Below are 23,367 nucleotides of genomic sequence, written 5' to 3'. Positions count from 1 at the left end.
CTTTGATACTTTGGGAGGTTTCGTCCCGAAGTCAGATGAGAATACTTGACAGATTATAGAATTCGTTCTGTAATCAATGACAAAGGGCGGCTACGGCCGCCCTTAATCAATGCAACAGCAGCAGCTTATTGGAACCGGAGGAATCATGACCAAGTCAGAATTGATTGAAAGACTTGCCACTCAGCAATCTCATATTCCCGCGAAAGCGGTTGAAGATGCGGTCAAAGAGATGCTGGAGCATATGGCCTCGACTCTTGCACAGGGCGAGCGTATTGAAATCCGCGGTTTCGGCAGCTTTTCTTTGCACTACCGTGCACCACGTACCGGGCGTAACCCGAAGACTGGCGACAAAGTGGATCTGGAAGGGAAATACGTTCCGCACTTTAAGCCGGGTAAAGAACTGCGCGATCGCGCCAATATTTACGGTTAAGTTTTTCGCATAACGTAACCTCAGAAAAGCACCTTTACGGTGCTTTTTTCTTGCCTGCTTTTCAACCCTGGAATGCCGCTCGCATTTCATGTTGCACATTGCCGGGCGGCGATGAAAATCGCGGAATCATGGACGTAAATCCTTCATTCTCCTCCTGACAATCCCGGCTCAGACCTGCACACTGCCGCCAACACGGAGGTGTGTATGAAATTAACGACGGTCAGTCTGTGTGCATTAGGGGGAATTTTCCCTTTATTTTTGCTACCTGCGCTGCCGGGGGAATGGCTTGTTAGCATCCTGTTTGTGCTGGCCTGTCTGCTCGGTCTGCTCCGCTGGAAAGTGGCACAGTACGCTGGGCTTCTCCTGCTGTTTTTTCTCTGGGGCGTCATGGCGGCGAAACAGTCGCTGTGGGCGGGAAATACGTTGCCCGCCGCCACGCAGGAGACCATCGTTGAGCTGACGGCCACGGATAGCATGACGACACATGCCGGGCTGATCACGCATCTTAATGGGCATCGGCTTTTCCCTGCCGTCGGTATTGTGCTTTATAACCAATATTTGCCAATCGCGCCGTGCGCGGGACAACGTTGGGCGATGACGCTGAAGGTCCGTGCCATGCACGGCGAGTTAAATGACGGCGGATTTGATAGTCAGCGTTATGCCCTGGCACAGCATCAGCCGCTCACTGGCCGATTTTTACAGGCAAAGATTGTCGACAGCAAATGCAGCTGGCGAGCGCGCTATCTTGCCTCGTTAACGGATTCTCTGGAAAACTATCCCTGGCAGCAGGTGATACTAGGTCTGGGGATGGGGGAGCGCCTGCTGGTGCCACAGGAAGTCAAAGCGATCATGCGAGATACCGGCACGGCGCATCTGATGGCAATTTCCGGCCTGCATATCGCTTTTGCGGCTTTACTGGCAGCAGCTCTGATTCGCGGCGTGCAGTTTCTGCTGCCGATCAGTGCAATTCGCTGGCAACATCCTGTGATTGGTGGGCTTATTTGCGCTGCGTTTTACGCCTGGCTGACCGGGTTACAGCCTCCGGCGCTACGTACGGTGGTGGCGCTGCTGGTGTGGGGGGCACTGAAATTATGCGGGCGGCAATGGAGCGGATGGTCAGTCTGGTGCTGCTGTCTGGCGGCTATTCTGGTTGTTGATCCCGTCGCCGTGATCTCGCAAAGCCTGTGGCTTTCGGCCTTTGCCGTTGCGGCGCTGTTATTCTGGTACCAATGGTTTCCTTGCCCCGCCTGTCCCACATCACGTGCCGGGCGCTTGCTGGTTGAACTGGCACATCTGCAACTGGGGATTACCTTGCTGCTTATGCCGCTACAAATCGCACTGTTCCACGGTATCAGCCTGACGTCGTTTGCTGCGAATCTGTTTGCTGTCCCGCTGGTTACGTTTGTCAGCGTCCCGCTGATCCTCGCCGGAATGGTGGTCCATCTCACTGGTCCGCTGCTTCTTGAGGGCGGACTCTGGTATCTGGCCGATCGCTCACTGGCTGCACTATTCTGGGCGCTCAATCACTTGCCTGCGGGGTGGATCAACATTGATGCCCGTTGGCAGTGGCTGGTCTTTGTCCCCTGGTTGATGCTACCCGGTTGGCGATTTATCGCCTGGCGCGTTTTCCCCGGCCTGTGTCTGGCGACGCTGGCGTTGCTGAGCTGGCCGTTCTGGAGTCCGGTGCGCACTGACGCCTGGCAGGTGCACATGCTGGATGTCGGGCAGGGGTTAGCGATAGTTATCGCCCGTAATGGTAAAGCGTTACTCTACGATACCGGGCTGGCCTGGCCGGGAGGTGACAGCGCCCAACAGATAATCATTCCGTGGCTGCGCTGGCACCACTTGCAACCAGAGGGGATTATTCTCAGCCATGAGCATCTCGACCATCGCGGTGGACTACACTCTTTGCAGACAACCTGGCCAGCGCTTTGGGTGCGCAGTCCGTTAGGCTGGCAGGGGCATCTGCCGTGTTACCGCGGTGAGACGTGGCAATGGCAGGGACTGCGTTTTAGCGTGCACTGGCCGTTGAAAGGAGACCCGACGCAGGGGAATAATCACTCTTGCGTCGTAAAGATTGATGATGGTACGCACAGTATTCTGCTGACGGGCGATATAGAGTCCCCCGCGGAACTGAAAATGCTCAGTCATTACTGGCAGCATCTTTCGGCGACGGCAATCCAGGTACCACACCATGGCAGCAGTACCTCTTCTTCACTGGCGCTACTTCAGCGCGTTAGTGGCAACGTGGCGCTGGTCTCCGCCTCACGCTATAACGCCTGGCGATTGCCGTCATGGAAGGTGAAGCAACGCTATCTGCAACAGGGTTACCGGTGGTGTGATACCCCGCATCAGGGGCAAATTTCGCTGGATTTTTCAACACAGGGCTGGCAGGCCATCAGCCTGCGGGAGCAAATTTTACCTCGTTGGTATCATCAGTGGTTTGGCGTGTCAGACGATAACGGGTAGAATATGCGGCTATTTCAACAGATGCTGGTTTCTTGAATGCATAACGATAAAGATCTCTCTACGTGGCAGACGTTTCGCCGACTGTGGCCAACCATTGCGCCTTTCAAATCGGGTCTGATCGTGGCGGGTGTTGCGTTAATCCTCAACGCGGCCAGCGATACCTTCATGTTATCGCTCCTCAAACCATTACTGGACGATGGTTTTGGTAAAACAGATCGCTCAGTGTTGCTTTGGATGCCGCTGGTGGTTATTGGGCTGATGATTTTACGTGGTATTACCAGCTATATCTCCAGCTACTGTATTTCCTGGGTATCCGGCAAAGTGGTGATGACCATGCGTCGTCGCCTGTTCGGTCATATGATGGGAATGCCGGTTTCCTTCTTTGACAAACAGTCTACCGGGACGCTGCTGTCTCGTATTACTTATGATTCTGAACAGGTAGCCTCTTCGTCTTCCGGTGCGCTGATTACCGTTGTGCGTGAAGGTGCATCGATTATCGGCCTGTTCATCATGATGTTCTATTACAGCTGGCAATTGTCGATAATCCTGGTTGTGCTGGCACCTATTGTGTCGATCGCGATTCGCGTAGTCTCCAAACGTTTTCGTGCTATCAGTAAGAATATGCAGAATACGATGGGGCAGGTGACAACCAGTGCGGAGCAGATGCTGAAAGGCCACAAAGAGGTACTGATCTTCGGTGGTCAGGGAGTGGAAACGAAGCGCTTCGACAAAGTCAGTAACAAGATGCGTTTGCAGGGGATGAAGATGGTTTCTGCCTCTTCCATTTCCGATCCTGTCATCCAGTTGATCGCTTCACTGGCACTGGCGTTTGTGCTGTACGCGGCTAGCTTCCCAAGCGTGATGGACAGCCTGACGGCAGGGACGATCACCGTGGTCTTCTCCTCAATGATCGCCCTGATGCGTCCGTTGAAATCGTTGACTAACGTTAACGCCCAGTTCCAGCGTGGGATGGCCGCATGCCAGACTTTATTTGCCATCCTGGATAGCGAGCAGGAAAAAGACGAAGGTAAACGTGTGATTGAGCGTGCGACCGGCGATCTGGAATTCCGCAATGTCACCTTTACCTATCCGGGGCGTGAAGTACCGGCGCTGCGTAACATCAACCTGAAAATTCCGGCGGGCAAAACCGTTGCGCTGGTGGGGCGTTCAGGTTCCGGCAAATCAACCATTGCCAGTCTGATCACGCGTTTCTATGACATCAATGAAGGTGAAATCCTGATGGATGGTCACGATCTGCGGGAATACACCCTGGCCTCATTACGTAATCAGGTCGCGCTGGTGTCGCAGAACGTACATCTGTTCAACGACACGGTGGCGAATAACATCGCCTACGCGCGAACTGAGCAGTATAGCCGTGAGGAGATCGAAGAAGCGGCTCGTATGGCTTATGCCATGGACTTTATCAATAAGATGGATAACGGCCTTGATACGGTGATCGGTGAAAACGGCGTGCTGCTTTCCGGTGGTCAACGTCAACGTATCGCCATCGCGCGCGCCTTACTGCGCGACAGCCCGATTCTGATCCTTGATGAAGCCACGTCAGCGCTGGATACCGAATCTGAACGCGCCATTCAGGCGGCGCTGGACGAACTGCAGAAAAACCGCACCTCGCTGGTGATTGCGCACCGCCTTTCAACTATCGAACAGGCCGATGAAATTGTGGTCGTGGAAGATGGGCTGATTGTGGAGCGCGGTACGCACAACGAACTGCTGGAACACCGCGGCGTCTACGCGCAACTGCACAAAATGCAATTTGGTCAATGATCGCACGCATCTGGTCCGGTGAGTCGCCCTTGTGGCGACTGTTACTCCCACTTTCCTGGCTATACGGCCTGGTGAGCGGGGCGATCCGTCTGTGCTACACGCTCGGGATCAAACGCGCCTGGCGCGCACCGGTGCCGGTGGTGGTGGTCGGTAATTTGACGGCAGGTGGCAATGGCAAAACGCCGGTAGTGATCTGGTTGGTGGAACAACTCCAGCAGCGCGGTCTTCGCGTTGGGGTAGTTTCTCGTGGATATGGCGGCAAAGCCGCGTCCTATCCCTTGCTGCTGAATGCCGAAACCACCACGGCGGAAGCGGGTGATGAGCCGGTGCTGATTTATCAGCGCACCAGCGCACCAGTTGCCGTATCGCCCAACCGGGCTGACGCGGTAAAAGCGATTCTGGCGCATCACGATGTGCAGATTATCGTTACTGATGATGGTCTTCAGCACTACCGTCTGGCGCGCGATGTCGAGATTGTGGTGGTTGATGGCGTTCGTCGCTTCGGCAACGGCTGGTGGCTACCGGCAGGTCCGATGCGGGAGCGAGCAGGTCGCCTGAAAACGGTGGATGCGGTTATTGTCAATGGCGGTATTCCACAGGCGGGTGAGATCCCGATGCATCTGGCGCCAGGACAGGCTGTGAACCTGCGTACCGGTGAGCGCCGTGATGTCGCGCAATTGCAAAATGTCGTGGCAATGGCCGGTATTGGTCATCCGCCACGCTTTTTTGCCACGTTAGAATCCTGTGGCGTACAGCCGCAAAAATGTGTTCCTCTGGCGGATCATCAGGCATTGACTTCGCAGGATGTCAACGGCCTACTAAACGGGTCGCAAACGCTGGTCATGACGGAGAAGGACGCCGTGAAGTGCCGCGCCTTTGCCGAAGACAACTGGTGGTATCTTCCTGTCGATGCACATTTGTCGGGGACTGAACCTGAGACATTACTCGAAAAATTTATCTCGCTGACACGTTAGCGCACCACCATGACGGCAGCGTACAAATGAGGGAATCATGAATGTCGTTGCCGTACTTCTCACTTACGGATGCCCGTAACCTTCATCTCGCCGCCCAGGGATTGTTAAAAAAACCACGTCGTCGCGCGTTGGCAAGCGATATCCTGCCGACGATTACCCGTATGTCGCTACTACAAATCGATACCATCAATATTGTCGCCCGCAGTCCCTACCTTGTGTTGTTCAGTCGACTGGGCAATTACACCCCACAGTGGCTGGATGATGCGTTGGCGCAGGGTGAACTGATGGAGTACTGGGCCCATGAGGCCTGTTTCCTGCCGCGTAGTGATTTTACGCTGATACGCCACCGGATGCTGGCACCTGAAAAAATGGGCTGGAAGTACCAGGCGGCGTGGATGGAAGAGCATGCCGGCGAAATTGAGCAACTGTTGCAGCATATTCATCAAAATGGACCGGTACGCTCGGCTGACTTTGAGCATCCGCGTAAAGGCAACAGCGGCTGGTGGGACTGGAAGCCGCACAAGCTGCATCTGGAAGGGTTGTTTACGGCAGGAAAAGTGATGGTGATTGAGCGTCGCAATTTCCAGCGCGTGTACGATCTCACTCATCGCGTGATGCCACACTGGGATGATGAACGCGATTTGCTACCCCGGGCGCAAGCAGAATCTGTCATGCTGGACAACAGTGCGCGCAGCCTGGGTATTTTTCGTGAGCAGTGGCTGGCAGATTACTACCGCCTGAAACGTCCTGAGTTACAAAACTGGCGCGACGTGCGGGCTGAACAGCAGTACATCATTCCGGTAGAGGTCGAAAAACTTGGTCGGCTGTGGTTGCATGCGGATTTGCTGCCGCTACTTGAACAGGCACAGGCAGGCAAGCTGACAGCGACGCATAGCGCGGTACTGTCGCCGTTTGATCCGGTGGTTTGGGATCGCAAACGTGCGGAGCAACTGTTCGATTTCAGCTATCGGCTGGAGTGCTACACGCCAGCCCCAAAGCGCCAGTATGGTTATTTTGTCCTGCCTTTACTGCACCGGGGTCAGTTGGTGGGGCGGATGGACGCCAAAATGCACCGTAAGACGGGCGTACTGGAAGTGATTTCTCTCTATCTGCAAGAAGGCGTAAAGCCAGGAGTGACGCTGCAAAATGGACTACAGCAGGCGATAACCGATTTTGCCCGCTGGCAGAATGCCGTTCGCGTGACGCTCGGCCGCTGTCCGGCAGGGATATTTACGCAATGTCGACAGGGGTGGGAAATAGACGCAGTCGCATGAGCGAGTATGATAAGATCTCTGCATTCATTACCCGGTCCATCTGGAGGAACTATGGATCATCGACTGCTTGAAATCGTTGCCTGCCCGGTCTGTAACGGCAAACTCTGGTACAACCAGGAAAAACAAGAACTGATCTGCAAACTGGATAACCTCGCTTTTCCACTGCGTGATGGCATTCCCGTTTTGCTGGAAACCGAGGCCCGTGTATTAGCGGCTGATGAGCGTAAATCATGAGTTTTGTCGTCATTATTCCTGCCCGCTACGCCTCCACGCGTCTGCCGGGTAAACCGTTGCAGGACATCAACGGTAAACCGATGATTGTGCATGTGTTGGAACGCGCCCGTGAATCCGGCGCTGAGCGTATTATTGTCGCGACCGATCATGAAGAGGTCGCACGCGCCGTTGAAGTGGCGGGTGGAGAAGTGTGCATGACCCGCGTCGATCACCAGTCCGGGACAGAACGTCTGGCTGAAGTGGTTGAGAAGTGTGGTTTCAGTGATGACACCGTGATTGTCAATGTGCAGGGTGATGAGCCGATGATCCCGGCCATCATTATTCGCCAGGTGGCAGAAAACCTGGCGCAGCGTCAGGTTGGAATGGCCACGCTCGCGGCACCGATTCATAGCGCGGAAGAGGCGTTCAATCCGAATGCAGTGAAGGTGGTACTGGATGCCGAAGGCTATGCGCTGTATTTCTCGCGTGCAACGATCCCCTGGGATCGCGATCGTTTTGCGAAAAGTCGCGAGACCGTCGGCGATAATTTCCTGCGCCACCTCGGCATTTACGGCTACCGCGCAGGATTTATCCGTCGCTATGTGAGCTGGGAGCCCAGCCCGCTGGAAAACATCGAGATGCTGGAGCAACTCCGCGTGCTGTGGTACGGCGAAAAAATCCACGTGGCTGTGGCAAAAGAGGTGCCTGGTACCGGTGTTGATACCGCAGAAGACCTCGAGCGCGTTCGCGCTGAAATGCGTTAATTTTCTTTACGACACTCCGCTCTTTAGTGAGAGGAGTGTCGTACCGTTACGATTTTCCACGCTTTTTCTTTTCAACAATTGATCTCATCCGGGTGACATCCGTCGGTGTGGCGCTCATTATAAAAGCAGTAGCTTTTATGAGGGCAATCTGAATGGAACAGCTGCGCGCCGAATTAAGTCATTTACTGGGCGAAAAACTGAGCCGCATTGAATGCGTGAATGAAAAAGTCGACACAGCACTGTGGTCGCTCTATGACAGCCAGGGCAACCCAATGCCGCTGATGGCCCAAAGTTTCACCACGCCGGGGGTCGCGCAACAACTGGCCTGGAAAACCACCATGTTAGCGCGTAGCGGCACCGTGCGAATGCCGGTCATTTATGGGGTGATGACTCACGATGAACATCCCGGTCCGGATGTCTTACTGCTGGAACGTCTGCGTGGCGTCCCCGTTGAAGCGCCGGCCCGGACGCCGGAGCGTTGGGAGCAGCTCAAAGATCAGATTGTCGAAGGGTTACTGGCCTGGCACCGCCAGGATAGCCGGGGGTGTGTCGGTGCGGTGGACAATACGCAGGAGAATATCTGGCCTTCCTGGTATCGTCAGCGGGTTGAGGTGCTCTGGAGTACGCTCAATCAGTTCAACAACACCGGGCTAACCATGCAGGATAAGCGCATTCTGTTTCGCACCCGCGAATGTCTGCCCGCGCTGTTTGACGGCTTTAACGACAACTGTGTGCTGGTGCATGGCAATTTCAGTCTGCGCAGCATGTTAAAAGACGCCCGGAGCGACCAGCTTCTGGCGATGGTGGGGCCTGGTATTATGCTCTGGGCACCACGGGAGTACGAACTGTTCCGGCTGGTAGATAACACGCTGGCGGAAGGACTACTCTGGCACTACCTGCAACGCGCGCCAGTGGCGGAATCGTTCATCTGGCGGCGTTGGTTATACGTGTTATGGGATGAAGTGGCGCAACTGGTCAATACCGGGCGCTTTAACCGATCTCATTTTGATCTCGCTGCGAAATCACTCCTGCCCTGGCTCGCCTGACGAGCCTTTCAACCGCTGCCAGACTCTCCCCAGCGTCTCGTAGCTTGCGCGATCGCTATGCATCAACCAGACGGGAGAGGGGATTGCCCGCTCCCACGGATTCAACGGGGAATCGATAGCCAGTTGATTCGCCGGAGCCGGCAGCGGATTTAACCCGGCCTGCTGAAAGAAAATCATTGCTCGCGGCAGATGAGAGGCTGAAGTGACCAGCAGGAATGGCGCGTCGCCGATAGCCTGCTTCACGGCAGCGGCTTCTTCCTCCGTATCCTTAGGCTTGTCGAGCGTGATGATATCCTCTTCCGGCACCCCCAACGATTGCGCCACCCGTGCGCCAACTTCTGCCGTACTCACCGGATTGGTTTTGGCATTCGCGCCGGTAAAAATCAATTTCGAACCTGGGTTAGCCCGCCACAGACGTATTCCCTCATTTAGACGCGGCAAACTGTTGTTGATCAGGTTAGAACTGGGCGCCCACTGCGGGTTCCAGGTATAGCCGCCGCCTAACACGACGATGTATTCAACTTTCTGCGTATCCTGCCAGGTGGGGTAGCTATTTTCTATCGGGCGCAGCAGATGGTCAGCAACGGGTTGCAGGCTGAGCAGGAACAGTACCAGCCAACTGAGGCTGATAAATACCTTGCCGGTTTTCTGAAAACGGCTAAACCAAAGCAGTGCCAGACCGATACCCATCATCAAGAGCAGAAAAGGGAGAGGCAACAGCATGCCGCCAATCACTTTCTTCAGCGTAAAAAGCATCCTTTTTGGTTCCTTTTTTGACCATACAGCAGAAGAATAATCGTGATATTACACCAGAGAGGTTCATTCTCCGCGCGGGTGTGACAAAATAGCGGTTTTATCAGAGAACAGCTAAGCCAGCCTGTGGAGAGCCCGATGCGGGATCGCAATTTTGATGACATTGCTGAGAAGTTTTCCCGTAATATTTACGGCACCACAAAAGGGCAGCTAAGGCAGGCGATCCTGTGGCAGGATCTCGACCTTATTCTGACAGACTTCGGCGCGCAACCACTTCGTGTGCTGGACGCTGGCGGCGGTGAAGGACAAACGGCCATTAAAATGGCAGAACGTGGTCATCACGTGACGTTGTGTGACGTCTCCGGTGAGATGATCGCCCGTGCGCAACGGGCGGCAGAAGCCAAAGGTGTGAGCCACAACATGCATTTTATACAATGCGCTGCTCAGGACGTCGCTTCGCATTTGGAAAGCTCCGTTGATCTGATATTGTTTCACGCTGTGCTGGAGTGGGTCGCCGATCCGGTCAGCGTGTTAGAGACCCTTTGGTCGGTATTGCGTCCCGGTGGCGTACTGTCATTAATGTTCTACAATGCCAACGGCCTGTTGATGCATAACATGGTGGCGGGGAACTTTGACTACGTGCAGATAGGGATGCCCAAACGTAAGAAGCGTACCCTTTCACCAGACTATCCGCGTGAGCCAGGAGAGGTTTACCAGTGGCTGGAACAGATGGGCTGGCAGATCACCGGGAAAACCGGGGTGCGCGTGTTTCATGATTATCTGCGTGAGAAACATCAGCAGCGTGACTGTTATGAGATATTGCTTGAATTAGAAACGCGTTACTGTCGCCTGGAGCCGTATGTCAGCCTGGGTCGTTACATTCACGTCACCGCGCGTAAACCGCAGATGCAAGGATAACCTATGAGTGAATTTTCCCAGACAGTCCCCGAACTGGTTGCCTGGGCCAGAAAAAATGACTTCTCTATCTCGCTGCCGGTAGACCGACTCTCGTTTCTGCTGGCGGTGGCCACGCTGAATGGCGAGCGCCTGGACGGTGAGATGAGTGAAGGCGAACTGGTGGATGCGTTCCGCCATGTAAGTGATGCGTTTGAGCAAACCAGCGAAACCATTGGCGTGCGCGCGAACAATGCGATCAACGATATGGTGCGTCAACGTCTGCTGAACCGCTTTACCAGTGAGCAGGCAGAAGGGAACGCGATTTATCGTTTGACGCCGCTCGGCATTGGCATTACCGATTACTATATTCGCCAACGTGAATTTTCCACGCTGCGTCTGTCAATGCAGTTGTCGATCGTGGCGGGTGAGCTCAAGCGCGCGGCGGATGCCGCCGATGAGGGCGGCGATGAGTTCCACTGGCATCGCAACGTCTATGCGCCACTCAAGTATTCGGTCGCTGAGATTTTCGACAGTATCGATCTGACTCAGCGCATCATGGATGAACAGCAGCAGCAGGTGAAAGATGATATCGCGCAACTGCTGAATAAAGACTGGCGCGCGGCGATTTCGAGCTGTGAACTGCTACTGTCAGAAACCTCCGGCACTCTGCGCGAGTTGCAGGATACGCTGGAAGCGGCAGGCGATAAATTGCAGGCCAATTTGCTGCGTATCCAGGATGCGACGCTGGCTCATGACGATCTGCATTTTGTTGATCGCCTGGTGTTTGACCTGCAAAGCAAGCTCGATCGTATTATCAGCTGGGGTCAGCAGTCGATCGATCTGTGGATTGGCTATGACCGCCACGTTCACAAATTTATCCGTACCGCCATCGATATGGATAAAAACCGCGTCTTTGCCCAGCGCTTACGTCAGTCGGTACAGACCTATTTTGACGAGCCGTGGGCGCTGACCTATGCCAACGCCGATCGTCTGCTGGATATGCGTGACGAAGAGATGGCGCTGCGTGATGAAGAGGTCACCGGGGAACTTCCGCCGGATTTAGAGTACGAAGAGTTTAACGAGATCCGCGAACAGCTGGCGGCGATTATCGAAGGCCAACTGGCTATCTATAAATCGAAAGAGACGCCGTTAGATCTCGGTCTGGTAGTGCGCGAGTATCTTGCGCAATACCCGCGTGCGCGTCACTTTGACGTCGCGCGCATTGTTATCGATCAGGCGGTACGTCTTGGCGTAGCGCAAGCAGACTTCACCGGACTGCCAGCCAAATGGCAGCCGATTAATGATTACGGAGCCAAGGTACAGGCGCATGTCATTGACAAATATTGAACAAGTGATGCCGGTTAAGCTGGCGCAGGCGCTGGCGAATCCGTTATTTCCGGCGCTGGATAGCGCATTACGTTCAGGCCGCCACATTGGTCTGGATGAACTGGATAATCATGCCTTTTTGATGGACTTTCAGGACTATCTGGAAGAGTTTTACAGCCGCTATAACGTGGAGCTGATCCGCGCGCCGGAAGGTTTCTTCTACCTGCGTCCGCGTTCAACGACCATTATCCCGCGTTCCGTGTTGTCTGAACTGGACATGATGGTCGGTAAAATTCTCTGCTACCTCTATCTCAGTCCGGAGCGGCTGGCGAACGAGGGGATTTTCACTCAGCAGGAGTTGTACGACGAGCTGCTGACGCTGGCTGACGAAGCCAAACTGTTGAAGCTGGTGAATAACCGCTCAACCGGCTCCGACGTCGACCGCCAGAAGTTACAGGAAAAAATGCGCTCGTCTTTAAACCGTCTTCGCCGTTTAGGCATGGTGTGGTTTATGGGGCACGACAGCAGCAAATTCCGCATTACGGAATCGGTGTTCCGCTTTGGCGCGGATGTACGAACGGGTGACGACCCGCGCGAAGCGCAGCGTCGCCTGATCCGCGATGGCGAAGCGATGCCGGTCGAAAACCACCTGCAGCTCAATGATGAGACCGAAGAGAATCAGCCGGACAGTGGAGAAGAAGAATAATGATTGAACGCGGTAAATTTCGCTCACTAACGCTGATTAACTGGAACGGTTTCTTTGCCCGTACCTTTGACCTGGATGAACTGGTTACCACGCTTTCCGGGGGGAATGGCGCGGGGAAATCCACTACCATGGCGGCGTTCGTCACGGCGCTAATCCCGGATTTAACCCTGTTGCACTTCCGTAACACCACGGAAGCAGGCGCGACCAGCGGCTCACGCGACAAAGGTCTGCACGGTAAGCTGAAAGCGGGTGTCTGTTATTCGATGCTCGATACGATCAACTCGCGCCATCAGCGCGTGGTGGTGGGTGTGCGCTTGCAGCAGGTTGCCGGACGCGACCGTAAAGTCGATATCAAACCGTTTGCCATTCAGGGACTGCCGATGTCTGTGCAGCCTACGCAACTGGTGACGGAGACGCTGAACGAACGTCAGGCGCGCGTCCTGCCGTTAACGGAGCTGAAAGAAAAGCTCGACGCGATGGAAGGCGTGCAGTTTAAGCAGTTCAACTCGATCACCGATTACCATTCGCTGATGTTCGATCTGGGCCTCATCGCCCGTCGTCTGCGCTCTGCGTCTGACCGTAGTAAATTCTATCGCCTGATTGAAGCCTCGCTGTACGGTGGGATTTCCAGCGCGATCACCCGGTCTCTGCGCGACTACCTGTTGCCGGAAAACAGCGGGGTGCGTAAGGCGTTCCAGGATATGGAAGCTGCGCTGCGGGAAAACCGCCTGACGCTGGAAGCCATTCGCGTTACCCAGTCCGATCGCGATCTGTTTAAACACCTGATTAGCGAAGCCACCAACTATGTGGCGGCGGACTATATGCGTCACGCCAATGAGCGCCGGATCCACCTCGATAAAGCGCTGGAATTCCGTCGCGAATTGTACACGTCGCGCAAACAACTGGCGGCCGAGCAGTATAAACACGTCGACATGGCGCGTGAGTTGGGCGAGCACAACGGTGCGGAAGGCGATCTCGAAGCCGATTATCAGGCAGCAAGCGATCACCTGAACCTGGTGCAAACCGCGCTACGCCAGCAGGAAAAAATTGAACGTTATGAAGCGGATCTCGACGAGTTGCAGATCCGTCTCGAAGAACAAAATGAAGTGGTCGCAGAAGCCGCCGATCGTCAGGAAGAGAACGAAGCGCGCGCCGAAGCTGCCGAGCTGGAAGTGGATGAGCTGAAAAGCCAACTGGCGGATTACCAGCAGGCGCTGGACGTTCAACAGACCCGCGCCATCCAGTACAACCAGGCGATCTCGGCGCTGGAACGCGCCAGAGCGGTGTGCCATCTGCCGGATCTGACGGCCGATAGCGCCGCCGAGTGGCTGGAAACCTTCCAGGCGAAAGAGCAGGAAGCCACCGAAAAAATGCTCTCGCTGGAACAGAAAATGAGCGTGGCGCAAACCGCGCACAGTCAGTTCGAGCAGGCGTATCAGCTGGTGGTGGCGATCAATGGCCCGCTGGCGCGTAATGAAGCTTGGGACGTGGCGCGCGAACTGCTGCGCGAAGGCGTTGACCAGCGTCACCTGGCGGAACAGGCGCAGTCGCTGCGTATGCGACTGAGCGAACTGGAACAGCGTCTGCGCGAGCAGCAGGAAGCCGAACGTCTGTTGGTGGAATTCTGCAAACGTCAGGGGAAAAATTTCGACATTGACGAACTGGAAGCCCTGCATCAGGAGCTGGAAGCGCGTATCGCCTCGCTGTCTGACAACGTTTCCAGCGCGCATGAACAGCGTATGGCGCTGCGTCAGGAGCAGGAACAGCTACAGTCGCGCATTCAGCATCTCATGCAGCGTGCCCCCGTCTGGCTGGCGGCGCAAAACAGCCTGAGTCAGTTGAGTGAACAGTGCGGTGAAGAGTTTACGTCCAGCCAGGAAGTGACCGAATATCTGCAGCAATTGCTCGAGCGAGAGCGTGAAGCGATTGTGGAACGCGACGAAGTCGGCGCGCGCAAGAATGCCGTCGATGAAGAGATCGAACGCTTAAGCCAGCCTGGTGGCTCGGAAGATCAGCGTCTGAACGCGCTGGCGGAACGCTTTGGCGGCGTGCTGCTGTCAGAAATCTATGACGACGTCAGTCTTGAAGATGCGCCGTACTTCTCCGCGTTGTATGGTCCGTCGCGTCACGCCATTGTGGTGCCGGATCTGTCGCTGATCGCTGAACAACTGGAAGGGTTGACGGATTGCCCGGAAGATTTGTATCTGATCGAAGGGGATCCGCAGTCATTTGATGACAGCGTCTTCAGCGTCGACGAACTGGAAAAAGCGGTGGTGGTGAAGATTGCCGATCGCCAGTGGCGCTACTCGCGCTTCCCGTCCGTACCGCTGTTTGGCCGTGCGGCGCGAGAAAACCGTATCGAAACGCTGCATGCCGAGCGTGAAGGATTATCCGAGCGTTTTGCCACGCTCTCTTTTGACGTTCAGAAAACGCAGCGTCTGCATCAGGCGTTCAGCCGCTTCATTGGCAGCCATCTTTCGGTGGCTTTTGAATCCGATCCGGAAGCCGAAATTCGCCAGCTCAACAGCCGTCGCGTTGAGCTGGAACGTGCGTTGACCGCCCACGAAAACGACAACCAGCAGCAGCGTCTGCAGTACGAACAGGCGAAAGAGGGCGTTGCCGCGCTTAACCGCCTGCTGCCGCGTCTGAATTTGCTGGCTGACGATAGTCTGGCGGATCGCGTCGAAGAGATCCGCGAGCGTCTGGATGAAGCGCAAGAAGCCGCGCGCTTTGTACAGCAGCACGGCAACCAACTGGCGAAACTGGAACCGATGGTGTCGGTGTTGCAGAGCGACCCGGAACAGTTTGAACAACTGAAAGAAGATTACGCGTACTCCCAGCAGACGCAGCGCGATGCGCGTCAGCAGGCGTTTGCGCTGACCGAAGTGGTCCAGCGTCGTGCACACTTCGGCTATTCCGACTCAGCGGAAATGCTCAGCGGCAACAGCGATCTGAACGAAAAACTGCGTGAGCGCCTGGAACATGCGGAAGCTGAACGTACCCGTGCCCGTGAAGCCCTGCGTGGTCATGCGGCGCAACTGAGTCAGTACAATCAGGTTCTGGCTTCGCTGAAAAGCTCTTACGATACCAAGAAAGAGCTGCTTAACGATTTGCAGCGTGAATTGCAGGATATTGGCGTGCGTGCCGACAGCGGAGCGGAAGAGCGTGCGCGCATTCGTCGCGATGAACTGCATTCGCAGCTCAGCAACAACCGTGCGCGACGTAACCAGCTCGAAAAAGCGCTTACCTTCTGTGAAGCGGAGATGGATAACCTGACCCGCAAACTGCGCAAACTGGAACGCGATTACCACGAAATGCGTGAGCAGGTGGTAACCGCGAAAGCAGGCTGGTGCGCCGTGATGCGACTGGTGAAAGACAGCGGCGTCGAGCGTCGTTTGCATCGTCGCGAGCTGGCCTATCTTTCCGGTGATGATCTGCGCTCCATGTCGGATAAGGCGCTGGGTGCGCTGCGTCTGGCGGTCGCTGATAACGAACATCTGCGTGATGTCCTGCGTCTGTCGGAAGATCCGAAACGTCCGGAACGTAAGATCCAGTTCTTTGTCGCAGTGTATCAGCATCTGCGCGAGCGTATCCGTCAGGATATCATTCGTACCGACGATCCAGTGGAAGCCATCGAACAGATGGAAATCGAGCTGGGCCGCCTGACCGAAGAGCTGACCTCCCGTGAACAGAAACTGGCGATCAGCTCACGTAGCGTGGCGAACATTATTCGCAAGACCATCCAGCGTGAGCAGAACCGTATTCGTCAGCTCAACCAGGGGCTGCAAAGCGTGTCGTTCGGTCAGGTTCACAGCGTGCGTCTGAACGTGAATGTGCGTGAAACCCATGCCACGCTGCTGGAAGTGCTGTCTGAACAGCATGAGCAGCATCAGGATCTGTTCAACAGCAACCGCCTGACCTTCTCAGAAGCGCTGGCGAAGCTTTATCAACGCCTGAACCCGCAAATCGACATGGGACAGCGTACGCCGCAAACCATTGGCGAGGAGTTACTGGATTACCGTAACTATCTCGAAATGGAAGTGGAAGTTAACCGTGGTTCTGACGGCTGGCTGCGTGCAGAGTCCGGTGCGCTATCGACCGGTGAAGCGATCGGGACCGGGATGTCGATCCTGGTGATGGTGGTTCAAAGCTGGGAAGATGAAGCGCGCCGTCTGCGCGGGAAAGATATCTCCCCGTGCCGTCTGCTGTTCCTCGATGAAGCCGCCCGTCTGGATGCGCGCTCCATCGCGACGTTGTTTGAGCTGTGTGAGCGTCTGCAGATGCAGCTCATCATCGCGGCGCCGGAAAACATCAGTCCGGAGAAGGGCACCACCTATAAGCTGGTGCGTAAAGTCTTCCAGAATACGGAACACGTTCATGTGGTTGGTCTGCGCGGGTTTGCGCCGCAGTTACCGGATCCTCTCCCCGGCGAGGCTGATGCCCCGTCAGAGGCCAGCTAAAACCTTAAAGACGGCTGAAAAGCCGTCTTTTTCATTTCTTAAACTATGGATTTCAGGTGCATTTTCTTTAAACTTCTTTACATTAGGTTAGGCAATCGCATATCAGCCTTTCTATAATGTAGGAAAGCTCCGGTAGATGTGAGCATGTCGTAATGTAACCAGAGGGCAAGGGATGTTGCTTAATAAAATTGGTGGTCGTCGGTTCTCGGCAATAAGTTTATGCCTGGCCGTAGTATTCGCTCCACTGTCCAGTGTTCAGGCTGATGAGCCTGAAGTGATACCTGGCGACAGCCCTGTCGTTGTCAGTGAACAGAGTCTCGCTCAGCCGCAGGCGCAATCTGGCGCAACGGCGGTGATGGCGGGTCTGCAGCCACTCCCTGAGGGGGCGGCGGAAAAGGCGCGAGCTGAGCTTCAGTCGCAACTTCCTTCAGGCTATACGCCTGTCTATATGAATCAGCTTGAACTGCTTTATGCGGCGCGCGATATGAAACCCATGTGGGAAAATCGCGAAGCCGTCAAAGCGTTCCAGCAACAGCTGGCAGAGGTCGCTATTGCGGGCTTCCAGCCTCAGTTCACCACCTGGGTGGCGTTACTGACCGATCCTGCCGTTAACGGCATCGCGCGCGATCTGGTGTTGTCTGATGCGATGATGGGGTATCTCCATCTGATCGCCAATATTCCGGTCAAAGGCAACCGCTGGCTGTACAGCAGTAAACCGTATGCACTGGCGACGCCACCGCTGTCGGTCATCAATCAGTGGCAGGTTGCGCTGGATAATGGACAACTTCCGACGTTTATTGCCGGGCTGGCACCTCAGCACCCGCAGTATGCGTCAATGCACGCGTCGCTATTAGCGCTGGTGGGCGATTCACGTCCATGGCCGCAACTGACCGGCAAAGCAACGCTACGACCGGGTCAGTGGAGCAACGACGTGCCTGCGCTGCGGGAAATACTGCAACGTACCGGGATGCTGGAAGGCGGACCGAAAATTGCGCTGCCGGGAGATGAGACCCCGTCAGAAGCGGTGGTCAGCCCGTCAGCCGTTGCCGTTGAAACCCCGAGCGCTGACACGGCAAAACAGACTGCGCCGCGCAGTAAGCCAGCACCGGCTGTCCGTGCTGTGTATGATAAAGAGCTGGTTGAAGCGGTAAAACGCTTCCAGACGTGGCAAGGGTTGGGCGCAGATGGCGCTATTGGCCCGGCTACCCGCGACTGGCTGAACGTGACCCCCGCGCAGCGTGCAGGGGTACTGGCGCTCAATATCCAGCGTCTGCGTTTGCTTCCATCTGAACTGTCGACGGGTATTATGGTGAATATTCCGGCGTATTCGCTGGTTTATTATCAGAATGGTAATCAGGTGCTGGCGTCCAGGGTGATTGTCGGTCGTCCCGATCGTAAAACGCCGATGATGAGCAGCGCGCTGAATAACGTGGTGGTCAATCCGCCATGGAACGTCCCGCCGACGCTGGCGCGTAAGGATATTCTGCCCAAGCTGTGGAACGATCCTGGCTACCTTGAACGTCACGGCTATACCGTGATGCGGGGCTGGAACAGCAGAGAAGCGATTGATCCGTGGCAGGTTGACTGGTCAACCATCACGCCGTCAAATTTACCGTTCCGTTTCCAGCAGGCGCCGGGAGCGCGTAACTCGTTGGGCCGCTACAAGTTCAATATGCCAAGTTCCGATGCAATTTATCTGCACGACACGCCTAACCATAATTTGTTCCAGAAGGATTCCCGGGCGCTTAGTTCCGGTTGCGTGCGTGTGAACAAGGCTTCTGAACTGGCAAACATGCTGTTACAGGATGCGGGCTGGAACGATACGCGAATTTCCGATGCGCTGAAGCAGGGCGACACGCGCTACGTCAATATTCGTCAGACTATCCCGGTCAATCTGTATTACCTGACGGCGTTTGTTGGCGCGGACGGGCGTACCCAGTATCGTACAGATATTTACAATTATGATCTGACAGCGCGATCCAGCGCACAAATTGTGGCAAAAGCAGAACAATTAATCAGGTAAATGAAGAAGTTCTGGTTAATCTGTTGTCGTAATAATTGGCAGTGACAGGGGCATCGGCCCAGAAGCCCCGTCATTGCTGGGGTTGGGCCAACTTGACGGCGGCTTTGATGCCAGTTAAGGTGCCTATCGTGCGCTAAAGCATATAGACGATAACATTGACCTGTAGACCTTAAACCATGGACAAATTTGACGCTAATCGCCGCAAACTGCTGGCGTTAGGTGGCGCTGCCCTCGGAGCTGCCATCTTGCCTGTGCCTGCGTTTGCCACACTCTCTACCCCGCGTCCGCGTATTTTGACTCTGAGCAACCTCAACACCGGAGAGTCAATTAAAGCGGAATTTTTTGATGGCAGAGCTTATATTCAGGATGAATTAGCCAAACTTAACCATTTTTTCCGTGACTATCGCGCGAATAAGGTGAAGTCCATCGATCCCAGACTCTTCGATCAGCTTTTCCGCCTGCAAGGGCTGTTGGGAACACGTAAGCCCGTTCAACTGATTTCCGGTTATCGTTCACTGGATACCAACAATGAATTGCGTGCGCACAGCCGTGGGGTTGCGAAACAAAGCTATCACACCAAAGGCCAGGCCATGGATTTTCATATTGAAGGCATTTCGTTAAGTAATATTCGCAAAGCCGCGTTATCTATGCGCGCAGGTGGTGTAGGATACTACCCACGCAGTAACTTTGTGCATATTGACACCGGGCCGGCGCGGCACTGGTGATTAACGAAACAGGAGCAGTATGAACTATCGTATTATTCCGGTCACCGCGTTCTCCCAGAACTGTTCTTTGATCTGGTGTGAGCAAACGCGTCTGGCAGCGCTTGTCGATCCCGGCGGCGATGCTGAAAAAATCAAACAGGAAGTGGATGCCAGCGGCATCACGTTGACGCAGATCCTGCTCACTCACGGACACCTCGATCATGTGGGTGCCGCGGCGGAACTGGCGCAACACTACGGAGTACCGGTTATCGGTCCGGAAAAAGAAGATGAGTTCTGGCTGCAGGGTTTGCCTGCACAGAGTCGCATGTTTGGCCTCGGCGAATGTCAGCCACTGACGCCCGACCGTTGGCTTAACGAAGGAGATCGTGTCAGCGTAGGGAATGTGACTTTACAGGTGTTGCATTGCCCGGGCCATACGCCTGGACACGTTGTTTTCTTTGATGAGCAGTCGCAACTTCTTATCTCAGGCGACGTGATTTTTAAAGGTGGAGTCGGGCGCAGTGATTTCCCGCGCGGCGATCACAGCCAGTTGATTGACTCGATCAAACGTAAGCTGTTGCCGTTAGGCGATGACGTGACGTTTATTCCGGGTCATGGCCCGCTGTCGACGCTGGGCTATGAACGGTTGCACAATCCGTTCCTGCAGGATGAAATGCCTGTCTGGTAATTCCCGTTAAAAAGCCCGCTTATCGCGGGCTTTGCTTTTATCGCACGTCTTACAGCACGGCAACAATGGCTTCGCACAGCGGCGCCATGTTATCCGGCGTCATTCCGGCAACGTTGACGCGACCAGAAGCCACCGCATAAACGCCAAACTCTTCACGCAGACGCAGAACCTGCTCTTTGGTCAGGCCGCTGAATGAGAACATGCCGTTTTGTTTGATGATGAAGCTGAAATCGCGTTCAGCCCCTTTCTCTTGCAGGGTGTTCACAAACAGCAGACGCATACGCTGAATGCGCTGGCGCATGTCGGTCAGTTCCTGTTCCCAGATTGCGCGCAGCGCATCGTTGCTGAGAATTGTGGCAACCACTGATGCGCCGTGGGCTGGCGGGTTAGAGTAGTTCGCACGAATGGCGGATTTCATCTGGCTGAAGGCGCGGTCAACGGTTTCCGCATCTGCCGCAACCAACGTACAGGCACCCACACGTTCGTTGTACAGGCCAAAGTTCTTGGAGTAGGAGCTCGCGACAATCAGCTCTTTGTGCAGCGCGGCGAACGCGCGCAGTCCTTCCGCGTCTTCTTCCAGACCACGGGCGAAGCCCTGATACGCGAAGTCAAACAGCGGCAACCAGCCTTTCTCGACGGAAAGCTGTGCCAGGGTTTGCCACTGCTCAAGCGTAGGATCGATACCGGTTGGGTTATGGCAGCAACCGTGGAATAGCACCACATCGCCCGCCTGTGCTTCGCTCAGGCTGTTTCGCAGCGCATCGAAGTCGAGTGAATGGTTTTCTGCGTCGTAATAAGCGTACTCGCGTACTTCCAGCCCGGCGGAGTTAAACACGCTCTTATGGTTCGGCCAGCTTGGGTTGCTCACCCAGACGCGTTTTACTGCCGTATTTTTTGCCAGGAAGTCGGCAGCAACGCGTAGCGCGCCGGTGCCGCCCGGCGTTTGCGCCGTGCGTGCGCGTTTGTCATTGATAAGATGACTACCTTTGCCGAACAGCAGCTCCTGCGTGCAACGGCCAAATTCCGGAATACCGTCAATGCCGAGGTAGTTTTTTGTTGTTTCATTTTCGAGTAAGTATTGCTCGGCTTTTTTAACGCTGGTCAGCACTGGCGTTTTGCCAGTTTCATCTTTATAGACACCGATCCCAAGGTTAATTTTCGAAGGACGGTCATCAGCACGAAACAGATCGGCCAGACCCAGAATGGGGTCGGCAGGGGCGGCAGTAATGTTCTCAAACATGACGAGGTTCCATTGTGGTTACAGAAGGGAAATCCGTTATCAGGTTAACGGTAGATTTACAAAATGCCAACCGTTAGTGATGAAAAGCCTGAAGGTTTTTTGAAGTCGCAAGATTTTGCTGACAGGCATAAAAAAACAGGACCGAAGTCCTGTTTTTTAGGCATTTAGCAAAGGGGTCTGCTATTAGAACTGGTATACGATACCCAGAGCAACGGTGTCGTCAGAGTTCACGCCCAGTTTGTTGTCAGAATCAATCTGGTTGATCTGGTAGTCAACATAGGTGGACATGTTTTTGTTGAAGTAGTAGGTGGCACCCACTTCAATGTAGTTCACCAGATCTTCGCTACCGACACCTTCTACGTCTTTCGCTTTAGATTTGTTGTAGGAGATGGACGGACGCAGGCCGAAATCGAACTGGTACTGAGCGACCACGAAGAAGTCCTGAGTTTTGTTGGCGAAACCACCGCTGATCGGAGTAGCGTTACGGGTTTCACCGTAGTTGGTCGCCAGGTAGATGTTGTTCGCGTCATATTTCAGACCGGTCGCCCACTGCTCAGCTTTTTCGCCACTGCCACGCAGTGCCGGATCTTGCTGTGCATTAGTACGGTCAGCTGCACCGTAAGCACCTACAACAGCGAAGCCTTCGAACTCATAGCTGATGGAGCCGCCAACGCCGTCACCATTAGAACGACGAACATCGCTGAAGTTGGTGCTGGTCGGATCGGTAGCGTCAACTTCGTAGCTGCTTGCGCGCTCGTTTTTGCCCAGGTACTGAACACCGAAGTTCAGGCCATCAACCAGACCGAAGAAGTTAGCGTTACGGTAAGTTGCTACGCCACCAACACGGCCAACGAAGAAGTTATCGCTGTATGCAGTATCACCGCCGAATTCTGGCAGCATATCGGTGTAACCCAGTGCATCGTAAACGATACCGTAGTTACGACCATAGTCGAAGGAGCCCGCGTCGCCGAATTTCAGACCGGCGAACGCCAGACGGGTTTTGTTGTTGTTCTGTGCGTCAGAACCGCCTTCAGAGTTGTTACCGGCGAAGTTATATTCCCACTGGCCGTAACCGGTCAGTTGGTCATTGATCTGAGTTTCCCCTTTGAAACCAAGACGAGCATAAGTCTGGTCGCCGTCGTTGCCTTTGTTATCAGAAAAATAGTGCAGACCTACCGCTTTACCGTACAGGTCCAGTTTGTTGCCGTCTTTGTTGTAGATTTCTGCAGCGTTAGCTGCACCGGCTACCAGCAGGGCAGGGATAACCACTGCCAGAATATTGCGCTTCATCATTATTTATTACCCTCATGGTTTTTTTATGACACCTGCCACTGCCGTCAATAAATTACGTCAATAAAAATTTACGGAACTATTGATGAGAGTTTGGTGTCTTTATGTGTCTGACAGGCATCTTTCCATTCAAACTAACGTTTCGCTACCGTGAAAGTGCTACAAAGATAAAGAATTAGTTTCAGAAAGAAAAAATGTGTAACTAATTATTTCATTTTTGGAACTTTGTGAACGATATCAAATTTCGAAACGATTTCAGCGCCAGAACACACCACTTATATCTATTTATATGATTTTCTTATCTTTAATTTGAATAAAAGAAAAA

At 54.5% G+C, this 23,367-nt stretch carries 18 protein-coding genes; 15 read left to right on the top strand and 3 right to left on the bottom strand.

Annotated elements, in window-relative coordinates:
• Positions 1-145 precede the first annotated feature (145 nt).
• From ihfB to AOY24_RS19625, 8 genes are all read left to right on the top strand, one after another.
• Complete coding sequence (ihfB, locus tag AOY24_RS19660) at positions 146-430, top strand: integration host factor subunit beta (protein ID WP_002463068.1); 285 nt, start codon at positions 146-148, stop codon at positions 428-430.
• A gap of 204 nt (positions 431-634) precedes the next feature.
• Positions 635-2,899, top strand: coding sequence for a ComEC family protein (locus AOY24_RS19655; protein WP_054177200.1), 2,265 nt, complete (start codon positions 635-637; stop codon positions 2,897-2,899).
• 36 nt (positions 2,900-2,935) lie between these two features.
• Complete coding sequence (gene msbA, locus AOY24_RS19650; RefSeq protein WP_043001191.1) at positions 2,936-4,684, top strand: lipid A ABC transporter ATP-binding protein/permease MsbA; 1,749 nt, start codon at positions 2,936-2,938, stop codon at positions 4,682-4,684.
• Complete coding sequence (lpxK, locus tag AOY24_RS19645) at positions 4,681-5,658, top strand: tetraacyldisaccharide 4'-kinase (RefSeq protein WP_054177199.1); 978 nt, start codon at positions 4,681-4,683, stop codon at positions 5,656-5,658. The genes msbA and lpxK overlap by 4 nt, the downstream gene beginning before the upstream one ends.
• A 41-nt stretch (positions 5,659-5,699) precedes the next feature.
• A complete protein-coding gene (locus tag AOY24_RS19640) occupies positions 5,700-6,932 on the top strand; it encodes a winged helix-turn-helix domain-containing protein (RefSeq protein WP_054177198.1) in 1,233 nt (410 codons plus the stop codon).
• Between the two features lie 51 nt (positions 6,933-6,983).
• Positions 6,984-7,166: a protein YcaR gene (ycaR, locus tag AOY24_RS19635; protein ID WP_042320194.1), complete on the top strand. Its 183-nt coding sequence runs from the start codon at positions 6,984-6,986 to the stop codon at positions 7,164-7,166.
• Positions 7,163-7,909, top strand: coding sequence for a 3-deoxy-manno-octulosonate cytidylyltransferase (gene kdsB / locus AOY24_RS19630; RefSeq protein ID WP_043001188.1), 747 nt, complete (start codon positions 7,163-7,165; stop codon positions 7,907-7,909). The genes ycaR and kdsB overlap by 4 nt, the downstream gene beginning before the upstream one ends.
• A gap of 152 nt (positions 7,910-8,061) precedes the next feature.
• Positions 8,062-8,955 (top strand): YcbJ family phosphotransferase, encoded by an 894-nt coding sequence (locus tag AOY24_RS19625; protein ID WP_043001187.1) that lies wholly within the window; start codon positions 8,062-8,064, stop codon positions 8,953-8,955.
• Here the strand turns inward: AOY24_RS19625 and elyC are convergent.
• Complete coding sequence (elyC, locus tag AOY24_RS19620) at positions 8,932-9,711, bottom strand: envelope biogenesis factor ElyC (protein ID WP_044256330.1); 780 nt, start codon at positions 9,709-9,711, stop codon at positions 8,932-8,934. The genes AOY24_RS19625 and elyC overlap by 24 nt on opposite strands.
• Before the next feature lie 135 nt (positions 9,712-9,846).
• Between elyC and cmoM the strand changes: the two genes are divergently transcribed.
• The 7 genes from cmoM (at position 9,847) to AOY24_RS19585 (ending at position 20,512) form a co-directional block, all read left to right on the top strand.
• Positions 9,847-10,626 carry a tRNA uridine 5-oxyacetic acid(34) methyltransferase CmoM gene (gene cmoM, locus AOY24_RS19615; RefSeq protein WP_054177197.1) on the top strand — a complete coding sequence of 260 codons (780 nt, stop codon included), beginning with the start codon at positions 9,847-9,849 and terminating at the stop codon, positions 10,624-10,626.
• A gap of 3 nt (positions 10,627-10,629) precedes the next feature.
• Positions 10,630-11,952, top strand: coding sequence for a chromosome partition protein MukF (gene mukF, locus AOY24_RS19610; protein WP_042320184.1), 1,323 nt, complete (start codon positions 10,630-10,632; stop codon positions 11,950-11,952).
• The gene (mukE, locus tag AOY24_RS19605; protein ID WP_043001183.1) at positions 11,933-12,637 is read left to right on the top strand and encodes a chromosome partition protein MukE; all 705 of its coding nucleotides are present in this window, start codon (positions 11,933-11,935) and stop codon (positions 12,635-12,637) included. Before mukF ends, mukE begins: the two co-directional genes overlap by 20 nt.
• Entirely contained in the window at positions 12,637-17,097 is a 4,461-nt protein-coding gene (gene mukB, locus AOY24_RS19600) for a chromosome partition protein MukB (protein ID WP_054177196.1), read from the top strand. Before mukE ends, mukB begins: the two co-directional genes overlap by 1 nt.
• Positions 17,098-17,269: 172 nt before the next feature.
• Positions 17,270-19,120 (top strand): L,D-transpeptidase, encoded by a 1,851-nt coding sequence (ldtD, locus tag AOY24_RS19595; protein WP_054177195.1) that lies wholly within the window; start codon positions 17,270-17,272, stop codon positions 19,118-19,120.
• 176 nt (positions 19,121-19,296) lie between these two features.
• Positions 19,297-19,845: a YcbK family protein gene (locus AOY24_RS19590; RefSeq protein WP_043001180.1), complete on the top strand. Its 549-nt coding sequence runs from the start codon at positions 19,297-19,299 to the stop codon at positions 19,843-19,845.
• 19 nt (positions 19,846-19,864) lie between these two features.
• On the top strand, positions 19,865-20,512 hold the full coding sequence (locus AOY24_RS19585) for an MBL fold metallo-hydrolase (protein WP_044256324.1): 648 nt from the start codon (positions 19,865-19,867) through the stop codon (positions 20,510-20,512).
• A 49-nt stretch (positions 20,513-20,561) separates the two neighbouring features.
• Here the strand turns inward: AOY24_RS19585 and aspC are convergent, their stop codons facing one another.
• Positions 20,562-21,752, bottom strand: coding sequence for an aspartate transaminase (gene aspC, locus AOY24_RS19580; protein WP_044327011.1), 1,191 nt, complete (start codon positions 21,750-21,752; stop codon positions 20,562-20,564).
• A gap of 183 nt (positions 21,753-21,935) precedes the next feature.
• Positions 21,936-23,045, bottom strand: a complete 1,110-nt coding sequence (ompF, locus tag AOY24_RS19575; protein ID WP_044256321.1) for a porin OmpF — start codon at positions 23,043-23,045, stop codon at positions 21,936-21,938.
• Positions 23,046-23,367: the final 322 nt, after the last annotated feature.

Origin of the sequence: Citrobacter sp. CtB7.12 (assembly GCF_001297795.1) — a bacterium.
GTDB lineage: Bacteria > Pseudomonadota > Gammaproteobacteria > Enterobacterales > Enterobacteriaceae > Citrobacter_A > Citrobacter_A amalonaticus.
The sequence above is the reverse complement of the archived record's forward strand: the minus strand, read 5'-3'. Positions and strand labels throughout refer to the sequence as shown.